The 25,146-nt window shown below is 72.1% G+C and carries 18 protein-coding genes and 1 tRNA gene; 4 read left to right on the forward strand and 15 right to left on the reverse strand.

Annotated features, from left to right (window positions below):
• Positions 1-82 precede the first annotated feature (82 nt).
• Positions 83-1,342, forward strand: a complete 1,260-nt coding sequence (locus BJK06_RS03785) for a winged helix-turn-helix domain-containing protein (RefSeq protein WP_070416766.1) — start codon at positions 83-85, stop codon at positions 1,340-1,342.
• A 72-nt stretch (positions 1,343-1,414) separates the two neighbouring features.
• On the opposite strand, the gene BJK06_RS03790 is transcribed toward BJK06_RS03785, so the two are convergent.
• Together BJK06_RS03790 and BJK06_RS03795 are read right to left on the reverse strand one after the other, a co-directional pair.
• On the reverse strand, positions 1,415-2,314 hold the full coding sequence (locus BJK06_RS03790) for a M48 family metalloprotease (protein ID WP_070416767.1): 900 nt from the start codon (positions 2,312-2,314) through the stop codon (positions 1,415-1,417).
• Positions 2,315-2,336: 22 nt separating this feature from the next.
• Positions 2,337-2,918 (reverse strand): LemA family protein, encoded by a 582-nt coding sequence (locus tag BJK06_RS03795; RefSeq protein ID WP_070416768.1) that lies wholly within the window; start codon positions 2,916-2,918, stop codon positions 2,337-2,339.
• 238 nt (positions 2,919-3,156) lie between these two features.
• On the opposite strand from BJK06_RS03795, the gene BJK06_RS03800 reads away from it, so the two are divergent.
• On the forward strand, positions 3,157-5,544 hold the full coding sequence (locus BJK06_RS03800) for an Ig-like domain-containing protein (RefSeq protein ID WP_070416769.1): 2,388 nt from the start codon (positions 3,157-3,159) through the stop codon (positions 5,542-5,544).
• Positions 5,545-5,689: 145 nt separating this feature from the next.
• Positions 5,690-7,363 (forward strand): class I adenylate-forming enzyme family protein, encoded by a 1,674-nt coding sequence (locus BJK06_RS03805; protein WP_070416770.1) that lies wholly within the window; start codon positions 5,690-5,692, stop codon positions 7,361-7,363.
• 85 nt (positions 7,364-7,448) lie between these two features.
• Here BJK06_RS03805 and BJK06_RS03810 read toward each other — a convergent pair whose 3' ends face one another.
• The 8 genes from BJK06_RS03810 to BJK06_RS03845 all read right to left on the reverse strand — a co-directional run bounded on the left by BJK06_RS03810 (position 7,449) and on the right by BJK06_RS03845 (position 15,693).
• Positions 7,449-8,789: a threonine/serine exporter family protein gene (locus BJK06_RS03810; protein ID WP_083295032.1), complete on the reverse strand. Its 1,341-nt coding sequence runs from the start codon at positions 8,787-8,789 to the stop codon at positions 7,449-7,451.
• 90 nt (positions 8,790-8,879) lie between these two features.
• Positions 8,880-8,953 (reverse strand) — tRNA-Leu (locus BJK06_RS03815).
• A 72-nt stretch (positions 8,954-9,025) separates the two neighbouring features.
• Positions 9,026-10,513, reverse strand: a complete 1,488-nt coding sequence (locus BJK06_RS03820; RefSeq protein WP_070416771.1) for an NAD(P)/FAD-dependent oxidoreductase — start codon at positions 10,511-10,513, stop codon at positions 9,026-9,028.
• 43 nt (positions 10,514-10,556) lie between these two features.
• A complete protein-coding gene (locus tag BJK06_RS03825) occupies positions 10,557-11,105 on the reverse strand; it encodes a DUF501 domain-containing protein (RefSeq protein WP_070416772.1) in 549 nt (182 codons plus the stop codon).
• A 35-nt stretch (positions 11,106-11,140) separates the two neighbouring features.
• Positions 11,141-11,674 (reverse strand): septum formation initiator family protein, encoded by a 534-nt coding sequence (locus BJK06_RS03830; protein WP_070416773.1) that lies wholly within the window; start codon positions 11,672-11,674, stop codon positions 11,141-11,143.
• A 299-nt stretch (positions 11,675-11,973) separates the two neighbouring features.
• A complete protein-coding gene (gene eno, locus BJK06_RS03835) occupies positions 11,974-13,257 on the reverse strand; it encodes a phosphopyruvate hydratase (RefSeq protein ID WP_070416774.1) in 1,284 nt (427 codons plus the stop codon).
• Between the two features lie 98 nt (positions 13,258-13,355).
• Positions 13,356-14,600, reverse strand: coding sequence for a histidine--tRNA ligase (gene hisS, locus BJK06_RS03840; protein WP_070416775.1), 1,245 nt, complete (start codon positions 14,598-14,600; stop codon positions 13,356-13,358).
• A 328-nt stretch (positions 14,601-14,928) separates the two neighbouring features.
• A complete protein-coding gene (locus tag BJK06_RS03845; RefSeq protein WP_070416776.1) occupies positions 14,929-15,693 on the reverse strand; it encodes a MazG family protein in 765 nt (254 codons plus the stop codon).
• A 121-nt stretch (positions 15,694-15,814) separates the two neighbouring features.
• Between BJK06_RS03845 and nhaA the strand changes: the two genes are divergently transcribed.
• Complete coding sequence (nhaA, locus tag BJK06_RS03850) at positions 15,815-16,993, forward strand: Na+/H+ antiporter NhaA (protein ID WP_070416777.1); 1,179 nt, start codon at positions 15,815-15,817, stop codon at positions 16,991-16,993.
• 239 nt (positions 16,994-17,232) lie between these two features.
• Here nhaA and mfd read toward each other — a convergent pair whose 3' ends face one another.
• The 5 genes from mfd to BJK06_RS03875 all read right to left on the reverse strand — a co-directional run bounded on the left by mfd (position 17,233) and on the right by BJK06_RS03875 (position 25,131).
• Positions 17,233-20,844 carry a transcription-repair coupling factor gene (mfd, locus tag BJK06_RS03855; protein WP_070416778.1) on the reverse strand — a complete coding sequence of 1,204 codons (3,612 nt, stop codon included), beginning with the start codon at positions 20,842-20,844 and terminating at the stop codon, positions 17,233-17,235.
• A 79-nt stretch (positions 20,845-20,923) separates the two neighbouring features.
• Entirely contained in the window at positions 20,924-21,508 is a 585-nt protein-coding gene (gene pth, locus BJK06_RS03860; RefSeq protein ID WP_070416779.1) for an aminoacyl-tRNA hydrolase, read from the reverse strand.
• 30 nt (positions 21,509-21,538) lie between these two features.
• A complete protein-coding gene (locus tag BJK06_RS03865; protein ID WP_070416780.1) occupies positions 21,539-22,171 on the reverse strand; it encodes a 50S ribosomal protein L25/general stress protein Ctc in 633 nt (210 codons plus the stop codon).
• Positions 22,172-22,449: 278 nt separating this feature from the next.
• On the reverse strand, positions 22,450-23,826 hold the full coding sequence (locus BJK06_RS03870; RefSeq protein WP_083295033.1) for an RbtT/DalT/CsbX family MFS transporter: 1,377 nt from the start codon (positions 23,824-23,826) through the stop codon (positions 22,450-22,452).
• Between the two features lie 321 nt (positions 23,827-24,147).
• Positions 24,148-25,131: a hypothetical protein gene (locus tag BJK06_RS03875; RefSeq protein WP_070416781.1), complete on the reverse strand. Its 984-nt coding sequence runs from the start codon at positions 25,129-25,131 to the stop codon at positions 24,148-24,150.
• Between the last annotated feature and the right edge of the window lie 15 nt (positions 25,132-25,146).

The raw sequence follows: 25,146 nt of genomic DNA on the forward strand, positions 1-25,146 counted from the left end.
CCGATGTGCGGCCCGACAGGTACCAGATACGGCATACGTCACCGATCGCAGGGTGTCGGCGGCGATCGGTAGCCTTCGGGACATGGTCAGGACCACGCTCTCCGCTGCCGAGGCCCGCCGCGTCGCACTGGCTGCCCAGGGCTTCGGCCAGCCACCTGCCGACGCCGTATCGACCCGGGCGCTGAACGCGGGGTTCGCGCGCCTCGGCCTGCTGCAGATCGACTCCGTGAACGTCTTCGAGCGCAGCCACTACCTGCCGCTCTTCGCCCGGCTCGGCGCCTACGACCGGTCCACGCTCGACCGTCTGACGATGTCGAAGCGCGGTCCCTACGCCGAGTACTGGGCGCACGAGGCCGCCTTCGTCGACCGCACCGACCTCCCCCTCTTCCGGTGGCGGATGGACGCGCTGCGCGAGCGCGACTCGTGGCCGAACCGGATCGACGGGGTCCGGCGGACCGAGGGGGTCCGGCGCGAGCTCCGGGCGCTGCTCGCGGCCGAGGGGCCGATGCCGGCGAGCGCGGTCGAGCACGAGTCGAACGTCCGTCGGGGGCCGTGGTGGGGCTGGAGCGACGTGAAGCTCGGGCTCGAGCAGATGTTCCGCTGGGGCGACGTCGTGAGCGCCGGACGGTCCGGCTTCGAGCGGGTCTACGCGCTCCCCGAGCAGGTCCTGCCCGTCGGCACGCTCGAGGTCGCACCGGCGCAACCCGCAGCCGTCCTCGAACTCGTCCGTCGGGCCACCCGGGCACTCGGCGTCGGCACCCGCGCGGACATCGCCGACTACTACCGGCTCCGTTCCGACGACACCGCCGCGGCGATCGCCGAACTCGTCGCCGCCGGGGAACTCGTGCCGGTGCGGGTCGAGTCCTGGGGCGAGCGCGCCTGGATGCACGCCGACGCCCGGGTCCCGCGGCACGTGACGGCCGACGCCGTGCTCAGTCCCTTCGACCCGGTCGTGTGGTTCCGGCGGCGGGCCGAGCGGATGTACGGGTTCCACTACCGGATCGAGATCTACACGCCGGCGCCGAAGCGGGTCTTCGGCTACTACGTCCTGCCCGTCCTGCAGGGCGACCGGCTCGTCGGGCGGGTCGACCTGAAGAGCGACCGGCAGCGCGGGGTCCTGCGCGTGCGGACGGCGTGGGAAGAGCCGGGCGAGCGGCTCGATGCCGGGCGGCTCGCCGAGACACTCCGACGGACGGCCGCGTGGCAGGGGCTCGACGGGGTCGAGGTCACCGACCGCGGAACCGCCGCGACTGCGGTCGCGGGGGCGCTCGGCGTCCGGCTGGTGCCGCACGTCGCGGCCGACGACGCGGACGCGAGCGTGGCGTTGGAACCGGCCGTCTGACGGGCTGGTGGCGCGGGGCGGGGCCGGCCCGCGCCTCCTGGGCCGCCCCTGTCGCCGGCACCCGCCCTCGGGTCAGAACCGGTCGAGACTCCCGCGCAACCGCGCGATCCGGTCCGGCAGCGGCGGGTGCGTGGAGAACAGCCGGTCCATCAGGCCGGGCCGCATCGGGTCGGCGATCCAGAGGTGCGCCATCGACGAGTTCTGCGTCTGCATCGGCCGGCCGTACGCGCCGAGCTTCTCGAGCGCACGGGCGAGCCCCTCGGGGTGGCGGGTGGTCATCGCGCCGGTCGCGTCCGCCAGGTACTCCCGCTGCCGGGACACCGCGGCCTGCACGCCCGCCGCGGCGATCGGTGCCACGATGACCGCCACGAGGCCGGCGATGAGCAGGATCGGGTTGTTGCCGCCGTTGTCGTTGTTCCGGTTCCGACCGCCGGCGAGCCCGCTGAAGATCGAGATGCGGAGGAGCACGTCGGCGATGAGACCGACCGCGACCACGAGCCCGAACACCATCGTGGAGACGCGGATGTCGTAGTTCCGGACGTGCCCGAGCTCGTGGGCCATGACGCCCTGGAGCTCCTGGTCGTCCATGATCGCCAGCAGCCCGGTGGTCGCGGCGACGATCGCGTGGTCGGGGTCACGGCCGGTGGCGAAGGCGTTCGGCGACGGGTCCTCGATCACGAAGACGCGCGGCATCGGCATCCCGGTGGCGATCACGAGGTTCTCGACCGTGCGCCAGAGTCGTGGCTCGGTGTTCCGGTCGATCTCGATGCCGCCCGCGATCGCGGTGGCCTGGCGACCCGCGGCGAAGTACTGCACCAGCGCGTACCCGAGGGCGACCACGAGGACGATCACGCCGATCGACACGTTGCCGGCGAGGTAGCCGCCGAGGAACCCGAGCGCCCCGATGATCAGCAGGAAGACCAGGACGATGAGGACCGTGTTGCGCTTGTTGCGCGCGATCGCGCTGTACACGTCGCAGCCGTCGCCGGGCGGGTCAGAACTGGACGCGCGGCGGTTCGGCGATCGCCGCGGGCTCGGCGGTCTCGAAGAACGACGCCTCGGTGAAGCCGCGGCTCTTCGCGAACGACGAGTTCGGGAAGACCCGGATCTTGGTGTTCAGCTCGCGGACGCCGCCGTTGTAGAAGCGGCGGGCGGACTGGATCTTGTCCTCGGTGTCGACGAGTTCGGACTGCAGCTGCAGGAAGTTCTGGCTGGACTGCAGCTGCGGGTACCCCTCGGCCACCGCGAACACGCTCTTCAGCGCCTTCTGCATGTGCCCCTCTGCCGTGGAGGCGCTCGAGGCGTCCCCTGCGCTGAGCGTCTCGGCGCGGGCTTTCGTCACGGCCTCGAACACGGACTTCTCGTGCGTGGCGTAGCCCTTCACCGTCTCGACGATCGTCGGGATGAGGTCGGCGCGGCGCTTGAGCTGCACGGAGATGTCACTCCACGCCTCGTCGACGCGAACCTTCAGCGTGACGAGCGAGTTGTACGTGACCCACAGGTAGATCCCCACGACGACGAGGAGGACCACCACCACTCCGACGACGATCAGCGTCGTGATGAGTCCGGTGTCCATGAGGGCGTACTCCTTTGCGCGTCGGGATCGCGGTGTGACGGGGCCGTCGGGCCGGCGTCACGGCCGTGGACGATTGTATCGACCAGCGGGGTGCCCTCTCGTCCACGGCCCCGGTTCACGGGCGATTCCCGAGTCGCACACACCGCGCGCTCGGGCTGCTCGGCGTGTCGCCCGGTCCACGGACATCATCCGATCGACGTATTGACCCGAGCGGCTCGATCACGTGGGATGGACTCGGATGAACGCGCGCGGGGAGAACGTGGACGACCGGGCTGTCGGGGGCGACGGCCCCGTTCGACGAACCCGGATCACGCTGGCCGTCGCCGCGGGGGCCGCCCTCGTCGTGGGCCTGCTCGCGCTCGCCGTGGCCCCGGCCACCGCCGTCACGTCCGCAGCCGGGACGTCCGCAGCCGTGACGTCCACCGGTGCTGCCACTGGGGCGGACCCCGATCCGGGCACGACACCCACCCCCACGCCAGCGCCCCAGGACCACCTGACCCCGGCACCCCCGACCACGTCGCCGAGCCGGCCCCCGGTGCGCCCGTCGATCGACGACCCCGGCGACATCACCAGCGGGACCGTGCGCTTCAGCGGCAGGGGCACCCCCGGGCACGCCCTGCGGGTCACCGGTCCGGCGACGACAGGGTCGACCGGGTGCACCGCGACCGTCCACGACGACGGTGCCTGGGCCTGCCTCGCGACCGTCCGGAGCGGACCGCAGCAGGTCTTCACCGTGGCGGACCAGAGCTTCCCCGGGCTCGGCTCGGCGCGCACCCCGGCGTCCGACGTCATCGTCCCGCCGGTCGTCACCACCGCACGGCCCACGAACGGTCCGGTGACCGGCACCGGACACGCCGGGTCGACCGTCACGCTCTCGGTGTCCGGGTCGTCGACGGACCGGACCGCCACGGTCGGTGCCGACGGCCGGTGGACGGTGTCCCTCCGCGGCGGCACCCCGGGCGGCGACGCACGGCTCTCCGTCACCGCCACGCAGACCGCGAGCACGGCCGACGGGTACCGGTCCGACCTGCGGAGCGCCGCGTCGACCCCGGTGACCGTGACGCTCGACCGGACCGCACCGACGGCACCGCGCATCACCGCGCCCGGGTCCGGCGACCGCGTGCGCGTCCAGCCCCTGACCGTCAGCGGGACGGGCGAGGCGGGCGCCGTGCTCACCGTGTACGTCGACCGTGCGCCCGTGTGCCGGACCGAGGTGCCCGCCTCCGGCCGTTGGTCCTGCACCACGGCCGGCTCGACGCTGGGCGCCGGCACCCGGGCGGTGACGGCGACGCAGCACGACGCCGCCGGCAACTTCTCGCCGACCTCGACGGCCGTCCGGGTCGTCGTCTCCCGTGCGTCCGCGGCCCCGGGCACGCCGGGTGACGGGTCGACCGGCCTCGGCTCGCCGTTCGGGACCCCTGGTAACGGGACGGGCAGCACCGGCACGACGACGGGCCCGAACGGCCACGGCACCGCGACCGGTGGCTCCTCCGGCCCCGGCACCGGCCCGGGTTCCGGTCCGGGCTCCGGTCCGGGTTCCGGTCCGGGTTCCGGTTCCGATGGAGGCGCCGGCGGCAGCACCGGCGCCGGCAGCGGGTCCGGCACCACCACGGGCGGGCACGGCCGCGGGCTCGACTGGTCCGGCCCCGCCGGCGACTGGACCGCCTCCACCGCGTACGACACCACCGTGCCGACCATCCAGGCGGCGTTCTCGTGGCGCACCGTCCTCGTCGCCACGGCCGTCGCCGCCGGGTTCCTCGTGCTCATCGCGGGTCCGCTCGCACTCGTCGCCGGCGTCGCCCGGGGCCGGATCCGGTCGCCGTTCGCCGGGCTCCTCGGTCGCAACCGTCCCCGTGACGAGCGACGCCGCGGCGAGGACGTGCTCCCGACCTGGGCCTCGATCACCGTCGCGGTGCTGGTCGTCGGGCTGTGCACGCTCCTCGGCGTGGGCATCTCCCTCGAGGCCCGCTACGTCCGCCTGGCGACCGCGGTCCTGCTCGGCGCGGCCGTCCTCACGACGACGATCGTCCTCGCCACCCGCTGGGCAGCCGGCACCGATCGCAGCACCATCGGGTTCCGGGTCTCCCCCTGGCTGGTGCTCGCCGCGCTCGTGGCGTGCGGCGTCACCCGGACCTTCGACCTCTCACCTGCCGTGATCGTCGGTGCCGTCCTCGTGCCGATCGGCCGACCGGACCTCGACACCCGGGCGCTCCGGCTCGGCTCCTCGATCGCTGCCGGCGCCCGCAGCGCCACCTGGCGGTCGATCGCGCTGCTCGTCGTGGCGGCGGCCGGCTGGGTCCTGCACTCCGTCACGCCGGGGTCCGGCTTCTGGGTGTCGTTCGTGTCCGAGTTCGCGATCACCCTGTGCGTCGGCGGCCTCGGCGCCGTCGTCGTGACGCTGCTGCCGGTGGCCGGGTCCGCCGGGCAGTCCCTGCTCGAGCGGTCCCGTGGTCGGTACGCCGCCATCGCCGCGGTCGCCGTCGCGTTGGCCGCCGCCGTGTACTCCGGATCCGACGGGACGCACGTCTCCACCGTCGCACTGGTGGTCGCCGCCGCGGTCTGCACCGCCGGAGCCGTCGCCGTCTGGTGCTGGCAGCGGGTGGCCCGGGTCGACCAGCGCGCCTGAACATGGCACCGTCAGGGCCCGGATCGGGCTGCCGCGGAGGCTCACTGCACGGATACGCTGACGAACGGTGCGCGCGACACCACGAACGGCGCGCGCCGTACCACGGACGGTGCGTGCAGCACCACGACCGCTGCTGGGAGCGACGATGACCGAGACCCGATCCGACTACGACCCGACCCGCTTCCGCGACGTCTTCGAGCACAGCTACACGTACGCCAACGGCTTCGCCCGGAACACCCACCGCTTCGCCGGACGGCCGGCGCTCCGCGATCCCGACACCGACCGCTCGTGGACGTACGCCGAGCTCGGCGCCGACGTCGACCGCGTCGCCGGGTGGCTCGTGCGCCACGGGGTCGGTCGCGGCTCCGTGGTCATGGTCGAGCTGTTCAACTCCCCCGAGTTCGCGATCCTGTACCTGGCGGCCCACCGCATCGGCGCGGTGTTCTCCCCCACCAACTTCCGACTCGCGTCGGACGAGGTCGCGTTCATCATCGAGGACTCCGCCCCCGTGGTCCTCGTCCACGACGCCGCCCGCTCGACCGACATCACGGCCGCGCTCGGCAGCTCCGACCACACGCCCGAGCACGTCGTCGTGGTCGGAGACGGAACCCGACCCGGCGACGTCGACTTCGCCGCGCTCCTCACCAGTGACCCCGTCACCGCCGACGAGCTCGCTGCGTCCGAGCCCCGCAGCACCTACGACGAGACGACGCGCCTCTACACGAGCGGCACGACCGGGCGGCCGAAGCCCGTGCCGCTGCCGAGCCTCGTCGAGGTCCTCAGCGCCCACGACGTGATCATGCACTTCCCGCTGAGCCCGTTCGACAAGACCCTCAACATGTCGCCGCTCTTCCACCGCGGCGGTCTGTACTCCGGCGGCCCGAACCCGGTGTTCTACGTCGGCGCCGAACTCACCACGCTCCGGCACTTCGACGCCGACCGTGTGCTCGACCTGGTCGAGTCCGAGCAGCTGACGTTCCTCATCGGCGCCCCGCCGAACCTCGTGCAGCTCGCGAACGCCCAGGAGCAACGGCCCCGCGACCTGTCCTCCCTCAACGGCATCGTGACGATGGGCGCACCGCTCGACCGGGCCGCGGCGCTCCGGTACCAGGAGCTCCTGTCGCCCCGCATCTTCAACGGCTACGGCACGACCGAGACCTTCTGGAACACCTTCCTCCGCCCCGAGGACTTCCCCGACGGTGCCGGCTCGACCGGCCGAGCCTCGACCGACGACGACGTCGCCGTGGTCCGCGTCTACGAGGACCGCCTCGCCGACCCGAGCGACACCGTGCCGAAGGACGGTTCGGAGATCGGCGAGTTCGCGGTCCGCACCGTGAAGTCCGGCTACTCGTACCGCAACCCCGGGCTCGAGGCCGAGAAGTTCGCGAACGGCTGGTTCTACCCGGGCGACCTCGCCACGTGGGACGAGCACGAGCGCGTGACGATCGTCGGACGCAAGGACGACATGATCATCTCCGGCGGCGAGAACGTCCACCCCGTGCAGGTCGAGGCCGCACTGCAGGAGCACCCGGGCGTCGCCGACGCGATCGTGGTCGGCGTCCCCGACGAGCGCTGGGGCGAGGTCGTGACGGCGTACGTCGTCCGCGCGCCCGGGCGGCTGCCGGAGGACGACGTCGAAGCCGCCGCCGCCCTCGAGGAGTGGACCGCGTCGCATCCCGGCCTCGCCCGCTACAAGCGGCCGCGGCTCTACCGGTTCGTCACCGAGCTGCCGTACAACGCCACGGGCAAGAAGGTGCACTACCTCGCGAAGGCGACGGCTGTGGACGACCAGGCTACGGGGCGCCTGCTCGCGCCGTGACGGCCCGGAGGCGCGGTGCGGGCCGGCACCGCGCCTCCCGTCCCGCAGTGGGTCGCGTCCACCGCACCTGCCGCGCTCTCCGCGTCTACTGGGTCGCGTCGACCCCGCGGTGCGGTGCGTTCCGCGCGAACAGCCCCGGCAGCAGGCCGCCGATCTTCGTGCCGATGCAGAGACTGACGAACGTCGCGAGCGGGTTCGCCAGCGCCTCCGGGTCGAACGTGGCGACCGCGACGAGCCCGACCGTCCCCGGCACGAGCAGCAGGAACGCCGGGAAGAACGAGACCGTCGCCGGGATCGCCGGCACCAGCCGCTCCAGCAGCCGCGTCGCGACGAACAGCAGCGCGGCGGTCGCACCGGTGGCGACGACGCTCCCCCACAGCGGCGTCGTCCCGCTCACCAGTGCGTAGGCGGTGACCATGACCGCGACGGACACGAGCGTGAGCCGCCACCCCGACCGGAAGACCAGGCCGAGGCCGACGGCCAGCCCGACCACCGCGACCCACGACACCCAGTAGGACGGCACGGCCTCCCACCCGCCGCGGTCCGTGCCGACGCCGGCGACCTCGCCGACGAGCGCCGCCGAGGACGGGTCGACGTGCAGCCCGGTCAGCGCGCTCCCCGACGCGATGCCCGCGGCCATGAACCCGAGCATGATGAGCCCCTGCACGAGCCGCGAGGACCCGGTCACGATGTCGGCCGCGGTGAGCTCGAGCAGGGCGTTGGTGATGAGGGCTCCCGGCACGAACACGGCCACGGGGGCGCACACGGCGAAGAGCGGGACGTGGTCGAACCCCGTGCCGGCGGCGACGAGCCCGACGATGGTCGTGGACACGAAGGCGGCGAGGAACGGGATGATCGCCACGGCCTCGCGGAAGCGGCGCAGCAGGAGGCCGATCACGCCGACGAGGGCTCCGACGGCCAGTGCCACGAGGATCGCCCACCACGGGCAGCGGAACACGACCGCGAGTCCAGCCGAGGTCAGGGCGTTGCCGAGGATCCACGGCAGTGCCGGCGGCGGGACGGTCCCGGCGCGGATCGCTCGGACCCGTGCGGGGATCTCGGCGAGGGCGATCGAGCCACTCTCGAGGCCGAGGACGAGCCGGTTCGCCCGAGCGGCCTGGCGGCTCGAGAGCTCGACGCCCTCGGCGTTGACGATGGTGGCGGCGCCGGTGGCGACCTCGCTCACCATGACGAGGGCGGGGAGGACCCCGACGGCGAGCGTCGGCCCGACCCCGGCGGCGTCGCGGGCCTTCTCGAGCGCCGAACGGACGTCGGTCACCGAGCTGCCGGCGTCGAGGAGGAGGGCGCCCAGCGTGCCGAGCAGCATGCCGGTGGGGACGGTCTCGCCGTCGACCACCTCGACGTGGGCCTCGGGTCGTCCGAGGGCGTTCCGCAGGTTCGCGAGCGCGCTTCCGAATCCGACCACCCGAGAATGGTAGCGGGGGCGGGCTTTCGCGCTGCGCGACAGTTCACGCGCGGGCGAGGCCGTGAAGTGTCGCCGAGCGCGAAACGTCGGTACCCCCGGTGGGACTCGAACCCACAACTCGGCGATTTTAAGTCGCATGCCTCTACCGATTGGGCCACGGGGGCGGGCCGCAACAGCCTACCGACGAAGACGAGGCGGCCACCCCGTGGGGTGACCGCCTCGCCTGGAGCGTGTCGCTACTTGGCGTCCGCCTCGGCCTTCACCGGCTCGGCGTCGTTCGAGACGTCCTTCGCCGGCTCGCCGTAGGCGGGACCGGCCGCACCGGCGGGCTTGCCCTCTTCCGGAGCGGTGGTCGGCTTCGACGCCTCGACCGGTGCCGCGGGGGCCTCGGCTGCGGGCTTCGGACGGGACGCGAACGCCTCGAACGCGGCGCGCGGGGTCTCGCGGTCGTCGAGCGACGCGATGTCGCGGCCGAGGAAGAAGCCACCGACCCAGTCGCCGATGACGCGCCACTTGCGCTCCCACGACGGCATCGCCAGGCCGTGATAGCCGCGGTGGGCACCCCAGGCCAGGAAGCCCTTCATGGCGAACTTGCCGGACTGGAAGACACCGATGCCGAGACCGAGGCCGGCGACGGCACCGAGGTTCTCGTGCTTGTAGTCGGTCGTCGCCTCGCCGCGGATCGTCGCGACGAGGTTCTTCGCGAGCTGCTTCGCCTGGCGGACGGCGTGCTGGGCGTTCGGCACGCAGAAGCCGCCGACGCCACCACCGGTGAGGTCCGGCACGGCCGCGACGTCACCACAGGCCCACGCGTCGGCGATCACGCCGTTGTCGTCGACCACGCGCAGGTCGGGCTGCACGCGGATGCGGCCACGCTGCTCGAGCGGGAGGTCCGTGCCCTTGACCATGGGGTTCGCCATGACGCCGGCGGTCCAGATGATGAGGTCGGACTCGATCTTCTCGATCGCGCCGTCGTTGGTCTTGAGCTCGCAGACGCCGCCGACCGCCGAGGCCAGCTGCGTCTCGAGGTGCACCGTGGCGCCGCGCTGCGCGAGGTTCTTGAGCACCCAGTGCGACGTCTCGAGCGAGACCTCGGGCATGATGCGACCCATCGCCTCGACGAGGTGGAAGTGCGTGTCGTCGAACGACAGCTCGGGGTAGCTCTTGAGCAGGTCGGAGACGAACGAGCGGAGCTCGGCGAACACCTCGATGCCGGCGAAGCCACCACCGACGACGACGACGGTCAGCAGGCGGTCACGCTCCGGGCCGGCCGGCAGGGTCGCTGCCTTGTGGAAGTTCGTGAGGATCTTGTCGCGGATCGCCGCGGCCTCTTCGATCGTCTTCAGGCCGATCGCCTCGTCGGCGACGCCCGGGATCGGGAAGGTACGCGAGACCGCACCCGCGGTCATGACGATCTGGTCGTAGGACTCCTCCCACGCCTCGCCCTCGGCCGGGGTGATCGTCGCCGTCTTGCTGGCGTGGTCGACCTTCGTGACCTTGGCGGTGACGACGCGCGTCTTCTTGAGGTGACGGCGGTGGGAGACGACGGCGTGACGCGGCTCGATGGAACCGGCGGCGACCTCGGGGAGGAACGGCTGGTACGTCATGTACGGCAGCGGGTCGACCATGACGACCTCGGCTTCGCCCTGACGAAGGTGCTTCTCGAGCTTCCAGGCGGTGTAGAAGCCGGCGTAACCGCCGCCGACGACGAGGATCTTGGGCACGGTGGATGATCTCCTTGGAGTGGGGTGGTTGCCGGGAGGCTGGTCAGAATTCGCCGCCACCCGCCCCGACTCCGGCGTCTGCTCCCTCATCATACGCCCGGCACTCACACCGGGCAGGCGACCACCTCGCGCGCTCGAGCGCGAGGTCGCCGATGGGGTTGACGCCGGGTCCGGCGGCGAGGGCGTGTCCGACGAGGGCGTGCAGGCACTTCACGCGGGTGGGCATGCCACCGGCGGTGATGCCGTCGATCTCGTCGACGTGCTCGATCGACTCGCGATCGGCGAGGTAGGACTCGTGCGCCGCGCGGTACTGCTCGGCGACGGTCGGGTCCTCGAGCAGGGCCGCCAGCTCGGGCATGACCTGGTTGGCCTCGAGGGTGCTGACCGCAGCGGTCGCCGCGGGATGGCACAGGTAGTACAGCGTCGGGAACGGGGTGCCGTTCGACAGCCGGGGCTTCGTGGACACGACGGTGGGGTTGCCACAGACGCAGCGAGCAGCGATCCCGATGACGTCACGCGCCGGTCGGCCGAGCTGCGCCGAGACGACCTGGATGTCGCGTTCGGAGGGCGGGTCGAAGGGAGGGGTCGTCACGGGTACGTGAGCCTACCGGAGTCCCGCGCGTCGTCCTACTTCGTGTCGCCGGTGCCGGAGACGTCCGGTGCGACGAGCTGCTGCGTGGTCTCGTCGGTGAGCCCCGAGGTCAGCACCGACGACAGCATCGCCTGCACCCAGTCGACCTTCGGCGTCTGCACGGTCGAGCTCACGGGCGTGCCGGAATCGGTCGTCGGCGTCGACTCGGCCTTCCGGTTCTCGCTGCCCATCACGAGGTAACTTTCCTCGCCCGGGTACACGTAGAGCAGTCGGTCCCGAGCCTGCGCCTCGATGTACGCGGGGTCGTCCCAGCGCGCGACGTCCTTCTTCTTCTGGGCGACGTCGGCCTTCTGGCTCGCGACCTCGCGCTGCTGCTGGGCGATCTGCTCCTGCTGCTGGATCAGGGTCCGGAGTGACGGTGCGAGCACGACGACGAACAGCACGATGATGGCCAGCATGAGCAGGCTGAACCCGGAGAACCGGATCGAGCGGTACCACGGCTGCTCGGACGAGCCGCCCTCGGGCAGCGCCACGGGGACGCGGCGGACACGGGGCTTCTGGCTGGGCACGGTCCGACGATAACCCGCCGGCGGGCCTGCTGGCGGTCGGCACGCGGCCGTTCGGCGCCCTCTCAGCGGGCGATCCAGGAGGCGCGGCGCACCCCCGGAACGCTGCCAACGCCCGGCACGCGGTCGCGCAACACGCCGCGGGCGGTCCGCTGAGGTCGCACGATCGGTCGCCCGCGTCCGGCTGAGACGGCAGTTCGTGCGACCTCGACGGTCGGCGCGCGGCATGCCGTGCGACCTCGGCGCCCGAACGACGAGACGCCGCCCTCCCGAGGGAGGACGGCGTCTCGCGGAGGCGCTGGTTACAGGGTAGCCGAGCGCGGGAAGGCCGAGCGGCCCGCGTAGACCGCGGCGTCGCCGAGCTCCTCCTCGATGCGGAGCAGCTGGTTGTACTTCGCGACACGGTCCGAGCGGGCCGGGGCGCCGGTCTTGATCTGGCCACCGTCGACCGCGACCGCGATGTCCGCGATCGTGGTGTCCTCGGTCTCGCCGGAGCGGTGCGACAGGATCGCCGTCATGCCGTGGCGCTGCGCGAGGGAGACGGCGTCGAGGGTCTCGGTCAGGGTGCCGATCTGGTTCACCTTGACGAGGATCGAGTTCGCGGCCTTCTCGTCGATGCCCCGCTGCAGGCGCGTCGGGTTCGTGACGAACAGGTCGTCACCGACGATCTGCACCTTGTCGCCGAGCTCGGCGGTCAGGTGCGACCAGCCGGCCCAGTCGTCCTCGGCCAGCGGGTCCTCGATCGTGGCGAGCGGGTAGTCGCGGACGAGCTCGGCGAAGTAGGCCGTGAACTCCTCGCCGGAGAGCTGCTTGCCCTCGAACGCGTACTTGCCGTCGTGGAAGAACTCGGTGGAGGCGACGTCGAGGCCGAGCGCGATGTCCTTGCCCGGCGTGAAGCCGGCCTTCTCGATCGCGGCGAGCAGGAAGTCCAGCGCGGCGCGGTTGGACGCGAGCTCCGGGGCGAAGCCGCCCTCGTCGCCCAGGCCGGTCGCGAGGGCCTGCTTCTTCAGCTCGCCCTTGAGTGCGTGGTACGTCTCGACGCCCCAGCGGAGCGCCTCGGAGAAGGACTCGGCGCCGTAGGGCACGAGGAAGAACTCCTGGATGTCGACGTTGGTGTCGGCGTGCGCGCCACCGTTGACGACGTTCATGAGCGGGACGGGCAGTGTGTGCGCGTTCGGGCCGCCGAGGTAGCGGAACAGCGGCAGGTCGGCCGAGTCGGCGGCCGCGCGGGCGACGGCGAGCGAGGCGCCGAGGATCGCGTTCGCACCGAGGCGCGACTTGTTCTCGGTGCCGTCGAGCTCGATGAGCGCGGCGTCGACGAGGCGCTGGTCGGTGGCGTCGAAGCCCTCGAGCGCCGGACCGATCTCGTCGAGGACCGCGTCGACGGCCTTGAGGACGCCCTTGCCGCCGTAGCGGGAAGCATCTCCGTCACGGAGCTCGTACGCCTCGAACGCACCGGTGGAGGCGCCGGACGGGACGAGTGCGCGCGAGACGACCCCGTCGTCGAGCAGGACCTCGACCTCGACCGTCGGGTTGCCTCGGGAATCGAGGACTTCGCGTGCGCCTACGGCGTCGATCTGGGCCACGGGGTACTCCCTACACGTTCGGTTGTGGTGATTGCGGAGTCGATCCTAGCGAGGCGCGGGTGAACACGAGGCGTGCATGACGGGCGACTGTGGAGAACTCACGCCAGCGGGCGGAACTCCACACCCTCGAGCGACTGCGTGTCGGCACCCACGGAGGCGAACGCGTCGAAGCCCTGCGCGACGAGTCCCGCGAGCAGGTTCTTCATGTTCTTCGTGCGTCGCTCGAGCCGGACACGACGGTGCCCCTCGAGCGCTTCGGCCTTGAGCGCCGCGAGCCGGACCGGGTCGACGTCCTTGTCGTACACGAGCACGACGGCGTCGGACTCGGCGGACTCCGGGAGCGTGACGAGGTCGACGAGCCGCTCGAACCCGAGGGAGAACCCGACCGCGGGCACGTCCTGCCCGAGGAACCGGCCGATCATGCCGTCGTAGCGCCCGCCACCGCCGAGGCTGTAGCCGAAGTCGGGGTGCGCGACCTCGAAGATCGTGCCCGTGTAGTAGCCCATGCCACGGACGAGTGTCGGGTCGAAGCGCAGGTCGACGCCCGGGAGCGCCGAACGGAGCCGCTGCAGGTCCTCGAACGCGTCGGCGTCGAGCCACGTGGCTCCCTCGACGGCGTCCCAGTCGGCGGTCTCGAGCGTGCGGATCGTGTCCTCGAGCCCGGGGAGCTCGACGCCGACGGTCTCGCGGAGCTCTGCCGCCACGCCGTCCGGCCCGATCTTGTCGAGCTTGTCGATCGTGATGAGCGCACGGTCGGCCGCGGTCGGGTCGGTGATCCCCCACGACCCGAGGAGCGCCAGGAGGATCCGGCGGTCGTTGATCCGGATCGTGGTGCCCTGGATCCCGAGCGCGTCGAGGGCAGCGGTCGTCGCCCGGATGAGTTCGATCTCGGCGAGCTGCCCGGGCTCACCCAGGATGTCGATGTCGCACTGCACGAACTGCCGGTAGCGCCCCTTCTGCGGACGTTCGGCACGCCAGACCGGGGCGATCTGCACCGACCGGAACACCGACGGCAACTCGGCCCGGTGCGTGGCGTAGAAGCGCGCGAGGGGCACGGTGAGGTCGAACCGCAGCCCGAGGTCGGCGAGGTCGAGCGGCGCACCGGCGTGCTGCAGGTCCTCGGTGGAGAGCCCGCGCTTCATGACCGCGAACGCGAGCTTCTCGTTGTCGCCGCCGAGGCCCGAGTGCAGGCGGGCGGCGTCCTCGACGACCGGGGTCTCGATCTCGTCGAACCCGTGGCGCGCGTACACGTCGCGGATCACGCCCAGGACGTGCTCGCGCCGGGCCTTGTCTGCCGGGAGGAAGTCACGCATGCCACGGGGAGCCGTCACGGTCGGAGCCATGGATCGATTCTGGCAGATCGACCTCCCCGGCTTGCACACCTTCCGACCGGCTGATATTCTTCATCCAGAACCTCGGTTCGACGGGTGCCTGATCCATCCGACGGACCGATCGCGTGGGCAACGTGCTGCAGTGTGCCCCGCGGTTCGAGTGGGCTGCTCCATCGGCACCGCATCCCTGGTGGTGCCGTCGGCCCACTCGCGGGCGTCCTCCTTTTTTCGGGTTGGGAGGACGCCCGCACTCCCCTCGCCCGCGCCCCAGCGCCCGCACCCGCAACCCGCACGCGCACCGCGCATCCGCACCCGCACCGTTCGGGCGCGGCAGGTCGCCTCACTCTCCGACGCGGCCGGCCGACTCCAGCTCCGCGACCGCGGCACGCAGACTCGCGATCGGGTCGATCCCGGTGCCACGCGCCTCCGCGATCATCGCGAGCACGGCGGTCCCCCACCCGGCGTCCACGACGGCACCACCGGCGCCTTCCACCCGCACCTCCCGACCAGGACCCGCGTCCGGAACCGCACCCGCGGCCCTCGATCGCGCCCCCGCACCCGCAGCACCGGCGTCCGGGACGCCACCCGCGCCTCCCGACCGCGCCCCCGCGCCCGCCGCCGGGACGACGGAGGCGACGACCGCGTCGGAGTCCCCCCGTTCCTCCAGGCGTTCCAGCAGCTTCACGGCCCGCTCCATCGGCGGCATCGCCCGGGGCACCCCGTCGAAGACGCTCCGCCGCGAGGACTTCTCCGCAGCCTTGGCCGCCCGCCAGACGCGCACGACGTCCTCCACGGTGTCCGCCCGCTCGTCCCCGAACACGTGCGGGTGCCGGCGCACCATCTTGTCCCGGGCGCCGGCGGCCACGTCCTCGAGGTCGAACGACTCCGCGAGTCCCGCGTGGAGGACCACTTGGTAGAGCACGTCGCCGAGCTCCTCGCGGAGTTCGTCGTCGTCTCCGGAGTCGATCGCGTCGACGAGCTCGTACGACTCCTCGACCGCGTACCGCGCCAGCGAGGCATGGGTCTGGGCGCGGTTCCAGACGCACCCTCCGGCGGGGTCGAGCAGGCGGTCGACGACGGTGACGAGGTCCGAGACGGCGGTCATGCGGTCATCGTGCCACGCAGCACACCGTGGACGCCGCGGAGGGTCGGCCGGTATGCTTCACGTGGCGTGTCGGGAAGTCTGGTCGACGATCTCCCACCCGACCCTTCTCCGACGGAGCTCCATGCCGGCAATCGTCCGTTCCCCCCGCTTCAGCGCCATCGCACTCCTCACCGCGGCGGTCCTCGGGCTCGTCGTGGCGAACTCGCCGCTCGGCCCCGGCCTCGAGCACCTCCTGCACGTGCACGCCCCGTGGGGTGCGGTCGGACTCGACCTCTCGGTGTCGCACTGGATCAGCGACGGGCTGCTCGCGGTGTTCTTCCTGCTCGTGGCGATCGAGCTGAAGCACGAGCTCGTCGCCGGTGAGCTCTCGAACCCGAAGACGGCGGTCATCCCCGCGATCGCGGCGGTCGGCGGCGTGCTCGTCCCGGCGGGCATCTACCTCCTCGTGACCGCGGGGACGCCGTACGGGCACGGGTGGCCGATCCCGACCGCGACGGACATCGCCTTCGCGCTCGGCGTCCTGGCGATGTTCGGTCGCGGGCTGCCCTCGACGCTCCGGGTGTTCCTGCTGGCCCTGGCGGTGCTCGACGACCTCATCGCGATCATCATCATCGCCGTCGTGTTCGCGCACGACACCGACTTCCTCGCGCTGGCCGGCGCCGTCGTCGTGCTCGCGCTCTTCTGGCTGCTCGGCAAGGCCCTGCGCCCCGGGCGTCCCGGCCAGACCTGGGTCATCGCGGGCATGGTCGCGCTCGGTGTCCTCACGTGGTGGCTCGTGTACCACTCGGGCGTGCACGCGACGATCGCAGGCGTGGCGCTCGGGCTCGTCCTGCCGCGCCGCCCCGGGCACACGCTGCACGGCAACGTGGAGCCGTGGTCGAACGCGATCGTCCTGCCGGTGTTCGCCTTCGCGTCGGCCGCGGTGGTGGTGCCCGCCGTCGGCATCGGGGAGCTCTCGCCGACCTTCTGGGCGGTGGTGCTCGCGCTGCCGGTCGGCAAGGTGATCGGCATCACGCTGTTCGGGGCTGTCGCGACCCGGATCTTCCGGGCGCCCGGCCGCTCGACGCTGTCGTTCTGGTCGATCGTCACGGTCGGCGTGCTCGGCGGGATCGGGTTCACGGTCTCGCTGCTCATGAACGAGCTCGCCTTCGCCCGCAACGAGGAGATCCTCGACGAGGGGGTGCTCGCCGTCCTCGTCGGCTCGGGCATCGCGATCGTGGCCTCCGCCGTCGTGGTCAGCCTGCGGGCGCGTCGGTACCGGGCGCGGCGGGAGCTCTCCGAGGCCGAGGCGACCGAGTAGCGAGGTCGCGCGGGGTCCGTGCGCGTCCCTGTTCCGACATTGCACGCGTCGATCGACAGGCGGAACGTCGGACGATGCACGCGCAAGAGATGCGCGCGCACGTTCCGACTTTGCACGCGTCGATCGACCGGCGGAACGTCGGATGATGCGCACGGACGCAAGCGCCGCCGCACGCCGGCACGCACGCGCCCACGACGCGACCACCGACGCCACGCACGCGGGCGACGGCAGCCCGCCCTCTACGCCGCCGGCGTCTCCGCCGGCGCCTTCGACGCCCCGTACACGGCCGTCAGGATGCTCTCCACCCACTGGATGAGCGCAGCGTCCGGCAGGGTCTCACCGTGCGGCTTCGGCAGCGGGATGCTCGCCGCGTCCTGCTGCGGGAACCACCGGGCGCCCGGGAACATCCGCTTGAGCCGCACCTGCGCCGAGTCGGCGAGCTCCTTGCCCGCGACGCGCAGGTTCGACCCCATCACGACGACGTCGGAGAGCCCGACCTGCTGCGCCATCCGGCGAAGGCGCGAGACCTCGACCAGGGTGAGCACGGCCTGCGGCGGCTGGCCGTACCGGTCGGTGAGCTCGTCGAGGACCATGTCGATCCCCTCGGCCTGGGCCGCGGGGGCGGAGGCGGCGGAGAGCTTCTGGTACGCCTCGAGCCGGAGCCGCTCGGACTCGACGTAGTCGTCCGGGATGTGCGCGTCGACGGGGATCTCGAGCCGGAGCTCGGTCTGCCCCTCGGCGACGTCGCCGCGGAACTGCGAGACGGCCTCGCCGATCATGCGCAGGTAGAGGTCGAACCCGACGCCCGCGATGTGGCCGGACTGCTCCCCGCCGAGCAGGTTGCCCGCCCCGCGGAGCTCGAGGTCCTTCATGGCGACCTGCATGCCCGCGCCGAGCTCGTTGTTCGCGGCGATGGTCTCGAGGCGGTCCTGTGCGGTCTCGGACAGGGGCTTCTCGGCGTCGTAGAGGAAGTACGCGTACCCGCGCTCACGCCCTCGGCCCACACGTCCGCGCAGCTGGTGCAGCTGCGACAACCCGTACTTGTCCGCCTTGTCGATGATGAGCGTGTTCGCGTTCGCGATGTCGAGGCCGGTCTCGATGATGGTGGTCGAGACGAGGACGTCGAACCGGCGCTCCCAGAAGTCGACCATCACCTGCTCGAGCGTCGACTCGGACATCTGCCCGTGCGCGACGGCGATGCGGGCGTCCGGGACGATCTCGGCGAGGTGCGCGGCGACGGACTGGATGTCCTTCACGCGGTTGTGCACGTAGAACACCTGCCCCTCGCGCAGGAGCTCGCGGCGGATGGCGGCGGCGACCTGCAGGTCGGACTGCGGCCCGACGAAGGTGAGGATCGGGTGGCGGTCCTCGGGTGGGGTGGCGAGGGTGGACATCTCGCGGATGCCGGTGACGGCCATCTCGAGCGAGCGCGGGATCGGCGTCGCGGACATCGCCAGGACGTCGACGTTCGTCTTGAGCTTCTTGAGCTGGTCCTTGTGCTCGACGCCGAACCGCTGTTCCTCGTCGATGATGACCAGGCCCACGTCCTTGAACTGGATGCCCTGCGACAGGATCCGGTGGGTGCCGATGACGATGTCGACCGTGCCGTCGGCGAGGCCCGCGATGGTCTCCTTCGACTCCTTCTCGGTCTGGAACCGGCTGAGGGCGCGCAGGTGCACGGGGAAGCCGGCGAAGCGCTCCTGGAAGGTCTCCATGTGCTGGCGCACGAGCAGCGTCGTGGGGACGAGCACGGCGACCTGCTTGCCGTCCTGCACGGCCTTGAACGCGGCACGGATCGCGACCTCGGTCTTGCCGTAGCCGACGTCGCCGGAGAGCAGACGGTCCATCGGGATCGGCCGCTCCATGTCGCGCTTGATCTCGTCGATGGTGGTGAGCTGGTCGGCCGTCTCGGCGAACGGGAACGCCTCTTCCAGCTCGCGCTGCCACGGCGTGTCCGGGCCGAAGGCGTGGCCCTTCGACGCCATCCGCGCGGAGTAGAGCTTCACGAGGTCGACGGCGATGTCGCGGACGGCCTTGCGCGCCTTCGACTTCGCCGAGGCCCAGTCCGAGCCGCCCATCTTCGACAGGGTCGGGGACTCGCCGCCGACGTACCGCGAGAGCTGGTCGAGCTGGTCGGTCGGCACGAAGAGCTTGTCGCCCGGGTACCCGCGCTTCGACGGCGCGTACTCGAGCACGAGGTACTCGCGCTGGGTGTTCACCGCGTTGCGGCCGCCGGAGCTCACCTCGCGCGAGACGAGCTCGACGAACTTGCCGATCCCGTGCGTGGCGTGCACGACGACGTCCCCGGGCTTGAGCTGCAGCGGGTCGACGACGTTCTTGCGCCGACTCGCGAGCTTCTTGACGGTGCGCGCGCCCTGCTGGACGCTGCGGCCGTAGAACTCGGCCTCGCTGAGGACCGCGATGCGCGGATCCGGGGTGGCGAAGCCGTGCTCGACGGTGGCGGTCGTCACGACGGCGACGCCGGGCTCGGGAGGCGCGGTGACGGTTTCGGCACGGGCGGCGACCCCCGCGTCGGCGAGCACCTGCACCGCCCGCTCGACCAGCCCCTGGCCTTCGGCGGTCACCACGACGGCCCACCCGTCGTCGGTGAGCTGCTTCACGTGCGCGATCGCACCGTCCGCGCTGCCGGCGAAGCTCGGGATCGCCTCGGCCCGGACGCGGATGTAGTCGCCCGCCTCGGCCACGGCTTCGGCGTCGGTGAGCACGCGCTCGGCGTCGCCCTCGTCCAGCCCGGAGTCGAACGGGGAGACCGTCCACCAGGTGCGCTGCCCACGGCCGTTCTTGAGCTGCTGGACGGTGAGGAAGTTGCCGGCGTCGAGGTCGATCGGTGCCTGCGCACCGGCGACCGCGGCGCTCCAGGCGGCCTGCAGGAACTCGGTGTTCGTCTCGGCGAGGCTGTGCGCGCGGCCGCTGACCCGCTCGGGCGAGAACACCGCGATGACGGAGTCGTCCGGCAGGTAGTTCGTGACCGGCACGAGGTCCTGCACGAGCGCGGGGGCGAGGGACTCCATGCCCTCGACCGGGATCCCCTCGGCGATCTTCGCGAGCATCTGGGAGAGGTTCGGGAACTCGTGCAGCATCTCGCGCGCCCGCTGCCGGACGTCGTCGCTCAGCAGGAGTTCGCGCGAGGCCGTCAGCTCGACCGAGCCGAGGTCGTCGTCGGTGGTGCGCTGGTCGGCGACGGAGAAGGCCTTGATCGCCTCGATCTCGTCGCCGAAGAAGTCGACGCGGACCGGGTGGTCGGCCGTCGGCGGGAAGACGTCGAGGATGCCGCCGCGCACGGCGAACTCGCCACGGCGGGTGACGAGGTCGACCCGGGCGTACGCCATGTCCACGAGCTGCCCGGCGATGGTGCCGAGGTCGTTGCCGCGGGACTCGGTGCGGAGGGCGATCGGCGCGAGGGAGGTGAGGTTGCCCGCGATCGGCTGCAGCGCCGCCCGGACGCTCGCCACCACCACGGTCGTGCTGCGCTCGGCCGCGGGGGCGTCCTGCCACGCGGCGAGCTTCCGGAGGGTCGCGATGCGCGTGCCGACGGTCTGCGCGCTCGGGCTGAGCCGTTCGTGCGGCAGGGTCTCCCACGCGGGGAACTCGAGGACCTCGGCATCGGGGAGGTAGCTGCCGACCGATGCGCGGACGGCCTCGGCCTCGCGCCCGGTGGCCGTGATCACGAAGACGCACTGCGGCCCGGTGCGTTCGGCCAGCAGGGCGCCGAGCAGTGGCACGCGCAGACCGTCGACGACCGAGAAGTCGGCGTCACGGGGTGCGGCACGGAGGACGCGATCGAACGCGGAGGCGCGCGAGAGCGCAGGGATGATGCCCGAGATCGTCACTCAGGAGATGGTACCGGCCACCACTGACACCGGCCGCTGTGTGCGCGACCGGCGAACGCACGGCACCGGGCAGCGCCGCTCAGGACGGAGCGTGCACGCGCTGCTGTGCGGCGAGGAGCCCGAGGTCCGCGATCGCCTCGACCGCGTCCGCGCCGTCCGCCAGCAGGTTCGGCAGCGTCTTCTTCTCGGTCGGCGAGAAGTCACGCAGCACGTAGTCGGCCGGGTCCTGGCGCCCCGGGGGTCGGCCGATGCCGATCCGCACGCGGGTGAACTCGTTGGTCCCCGTGGCCTTGATGATGTCGCGCAGGCCGTTGTGCCCGCCGTGCCCGCCACTGCCCTTCAGGCGGACGGTGTCGAACGGCAGGTCCAGCTCGTCGTGCACGACGACGAGGTCGGCCGGGGTGGCGCTGTAGAACCCGAGCACGCTCGAGACCGGGCCACCCGAGGTGTTCATGAACGACCCGGGCTTGGCGAGCACCAGGCGGGGTCCCCCGGGAACCAGGCGCCCCTCGGCGACCTGGTTCGGGGTCTTGTGCTTCTTGAACGTCGCCCCCATGCGGGCGGCGAGTTCGTCGAGGACCATCTGGCCGACGTTGTGACGGTTGCCCGCGTAGCCGGGCCCGGGGTTCCCGAGCCCGACCACGACGAGCGTCTTGCCTGTCATCAGCGTCGGCCAGATGTCCGCGAAGGGGTGTTACTCGCCGTCGACCGGGGCGGAGCCGCCCTCGGCACCGGCCTCGGCGCCCGCCTCGGCAGCGGCCTCGTCGGCGGCGTCGTCGTCGGCGGTGCCACGCGGGGTGACGATCGCGACGACGAGTGCCTCGGCGTCGGTCTCGAGCTCGGCGCCCTCGGGGAGCTGGAGCTGCGAGGCGTGGATCTGCGTGCCGTCCTCGAGGCCCTCGACGTCGACGACGACGTGCTCGGGGATGGAGGTGGCGAGCACCAGGAGCGAGACCGTGTTGAGGTCCTGCACGTGGATGGTGCCGGAGAAGGACTCGCCCTCGACGACGACGGGCACGTCGACCGTGACCTTCTCGCCGCGGCGCAGGACCACGAGGTCGATGTGCTCGATGATCTGGCGCACCGGGTCACGCTGGACGTCCTTGACGAGGGCGAGCTGGGCCGCACCCTCGATGTCGAGGTCGACGACCGCGTTGGCCGTACGGACGAGCAGCATGGTCTCGTGGCCGGGCAGCGTGATGTGCTTCGGCTCGGTGCCGTGGCCGTAGACGACCGCGGGGATCTTGTCGGCGGCACGGAGCTTGCGAGCAGCGCCCTTGCCGAACTTGGTGCGGACTTCCGCTGCGAGCTTGGTGTAGTCGGCCATGGTGTCTCCTGGTCTCGGGGACGACACCGGGGTGCCGGCATCGTGGGGGTCTGTGGTGTTGCAACTCGAACGCGTGCACGCGTGAGGAACGTTCCCAAGCTGGGCCGGGTCTCCCACCGCGTCGATCACGGCCGCGCATGCGCGGCCCTCGCCGAAGTCAGTCACCGAGTCTAGCAGGACCGATCCGGGCGTGTCGCACCGTGCCCTGGACGTCGGTACAGGCGGCCTGGAGGCGCGGTGCGGGCCCGCACCGCGCCTCCAGGACGCAGGTGGTCGCGTCAGTGGCCCGCCGCTTCGGCGCCCTTCGGCACCTTGAGGAAGGACAGCACCACGAACGCGAGCACGTAGAGGCCGACGAACGTCCAGACGACGCCGCCGGGGCCACCCCAGGGCAGCACGGCGCTGACGACGGCGTTGCCGAGGAACGTCGCACCACCCGCTGCGGTGGCGTACATGGCCATCGCGGCGCCGCGGCGCTCCTCGCCGGCGAAGGCGGGGACGATCGCGCCCATCGGCGTGAACCCGGCGAGCATGATGCCGAAGACGGTGCCGGCGGCGGTCGCCAGCCAGAAGCCCCACTCGGAGCCGGCCGGCACGAGGTGCGGGACGTACCACCACGCGAGCAGGCCGATCGCCGAGGCGCCGATGCCGAACCACTTCACGGTGCGGATCCAGCCGATGCGGTCGCCGAGGGCGCCGAAGAACGCGTTGAACAGGATGTTTCCGGCGTAGACGATCACGGTCATCGTCAGCCACTTCGACTGCCCCCAGCCGAGCTCCGTGCCGATGATCGCGGGCATGATCACGAACATGCCGAACTCCGGGGCGGTGTTCACGAGCCGGATGAGGACCGCGAGCAGGACCTTCGGGCGCTTGACGCAGACCTCGATGCCGCTCGCGATCACCCGGGCGGCGGAGTGCGAGCGCGGCGCGATCCGACCGAGGCCCGTCGGCTCGTGCACGCCGAACCGGACGATCGCCCAGCCGACCGCGACGAGGAGCAGCGACAGCGCCATCGACCAGGTCTCCCCGGTGTGGCCGCCGCCGAACGCGGGGATGGTGCCGATCGCGATGAGCGAGCCGAGCGTCGGCAGGCCGCCGGTGAACACGACGTAGAACCAGCCGACGGCGGTGGCGTTCCGCTCGCGAGCGACCGTGTGGTTCACCCAGCAGAGGAACGAGAACGCGAACAGCGGGAAGCCGAGGCCCCGCAGGAAGTACGTCAGCGCGATGAGGCCGACCGACCCGGTGGGCAGCGCCGCGAGGAACGCGACCTGGAACACGACCCAGAGCACGGCGCCGATGGTCATCACCCGGCGCGGGCCCCAGAGCTCGGACAGCACGCCGGCGAAGTACGACGCGACGAGGACCGCGACGCCGTAGAGGCCGATCACCATCGCGGCGCTGTCGACCCCGCCGGAGCCGAGCGCCGCCGCGATGTGCGGGGAGATGAAGTTCGACTCGATGCCGTCGCCGGTCATGAAGACCAGCACGCCGAGGAAGCCCCAGCGCAGCGGGTGCGGGATGCCGAGGCGGGCGAGGAGTCCCTCGCGGGCGGCGGCGGCCGGCGGTGGCGCGGCGGTGCCGGACTCGGGAGCGGTGACGCCGTTCGGCGGCGTGAGGGTGGTGGTGCGGGCGGTGCGGGGTTCCGACATGTGTCGTCTCTCCTGGAGGGGCCCCGGAGTGCTCGACCCGGCATCGCGGCATGTCTCCGGGGTGCGCCGCGCGCCGTGCAGCCCCTCGCCCGCGCAGTGGCTGCGGGCGGGGTGCTGCGTCGGCGATGATGCGAGTCCTGTACCCGAGCCGCCCGGTGCTGTCGTCGGGGCGGACCCGGCGGACCATCGCCGGCCCGAAGCATGGTGCCCGAGATTAGACCGCTCCAACGCAGTCCGTCAAGAACGACAACTGTTGGGTAACGATGTGGGCTCAGGGGCCGCTCGAGGGGTACTGGTCAGTCCGTGTCGGACGGGCTCCGGTCAGCGGCCGACCTCGCGTCGGTGGTGCTGGGCGGCCGCGAGGAGCTCGCGGGCTCGGTCGCTCGTGGTCTCGGCGTCGTCGCGGGCGTGTTCGAGTCGCGTGACCTCGGCGGTGGCCTCGGCGAGCTGGCGTTCGAGGTCGGCCCGGCGGTCCTCGGCGGTCGCGAGGGCGTCCTCGGCCGCGTCGAGTGCGGCGTCGGCGTCGCGGGACTCCGTCCGTGCGGCCGTCTCGGCCTCGCGCGCTGCGCGGCGTTCGGCGGCCGGGTCGGTCTCGGGTGAGGAGTCCGGCGCAGTCTCGCGCTCGCGGTCCGGCATACGGTCCGGCTCGCTGTCCGGCTTGCGTTCGGGCTTGTGGTCCGGCTTGCGTTCGCGCTCGCGGTCCGGCTTGCGTTCGGGCTTCCGGGAGGCGCGGGTCGTCCCCGCCGCGCGTCTCCCCTCCGTGATGGGGATCGGCGCCGCGCCGCTCCCCGACCACGCATCGGGCACCGCATCCGGATCGGCGAGCGCCCCGTCGAGGTCCACGTCGTCGAACCCGGCGCTCTCGAGCGCGCGGACGAGGAGCCCGGAGCGCACCGCGGCACCGGCGTGCGGGTCCGCCATCGCGGCCTCGATCGTCGCCCGCACCTGGTCGAGCACGGCCGGCGTCACCGGGTGCCCGGCATCGGACGCGAGGTCGGCACCGGCCTGCGTGAGCGCGTCGACCACGCCCGCTCGCTGACGCCGGAGCTTCCGGATGACGGCCGGGTCGGCGTCCGCCTGTGCCTGCCGGATGGCGGGTCCGAGGTCGACGGCCTCGTCCAGTGCGCCCTCGTGCGCCAGCAGGTCGATGACCCACGCGGCGGGCGCGGGCTTCCGGAGGCCGCCGATCGCCGTCGCGAGCGCACGGTCGTCCTTCCGGACCGCCCGCTGACGCGCGGTCCGCTCGGCGACGAAGTCCGCGGGCGCGACGAGGAGCAGTTCCCTCGCCACGTCCGCGAACCCCATGCGGCCCAGCTTGCC

The organism is Curtobacterium sp. BH-2-1-1, from assembly GCF_001806325.1.
Lineage (GTDB): Bacteria > Actinomycetota > Actinomycetes > Actinomycetales > Microbacteriaceae > Curtobacterium.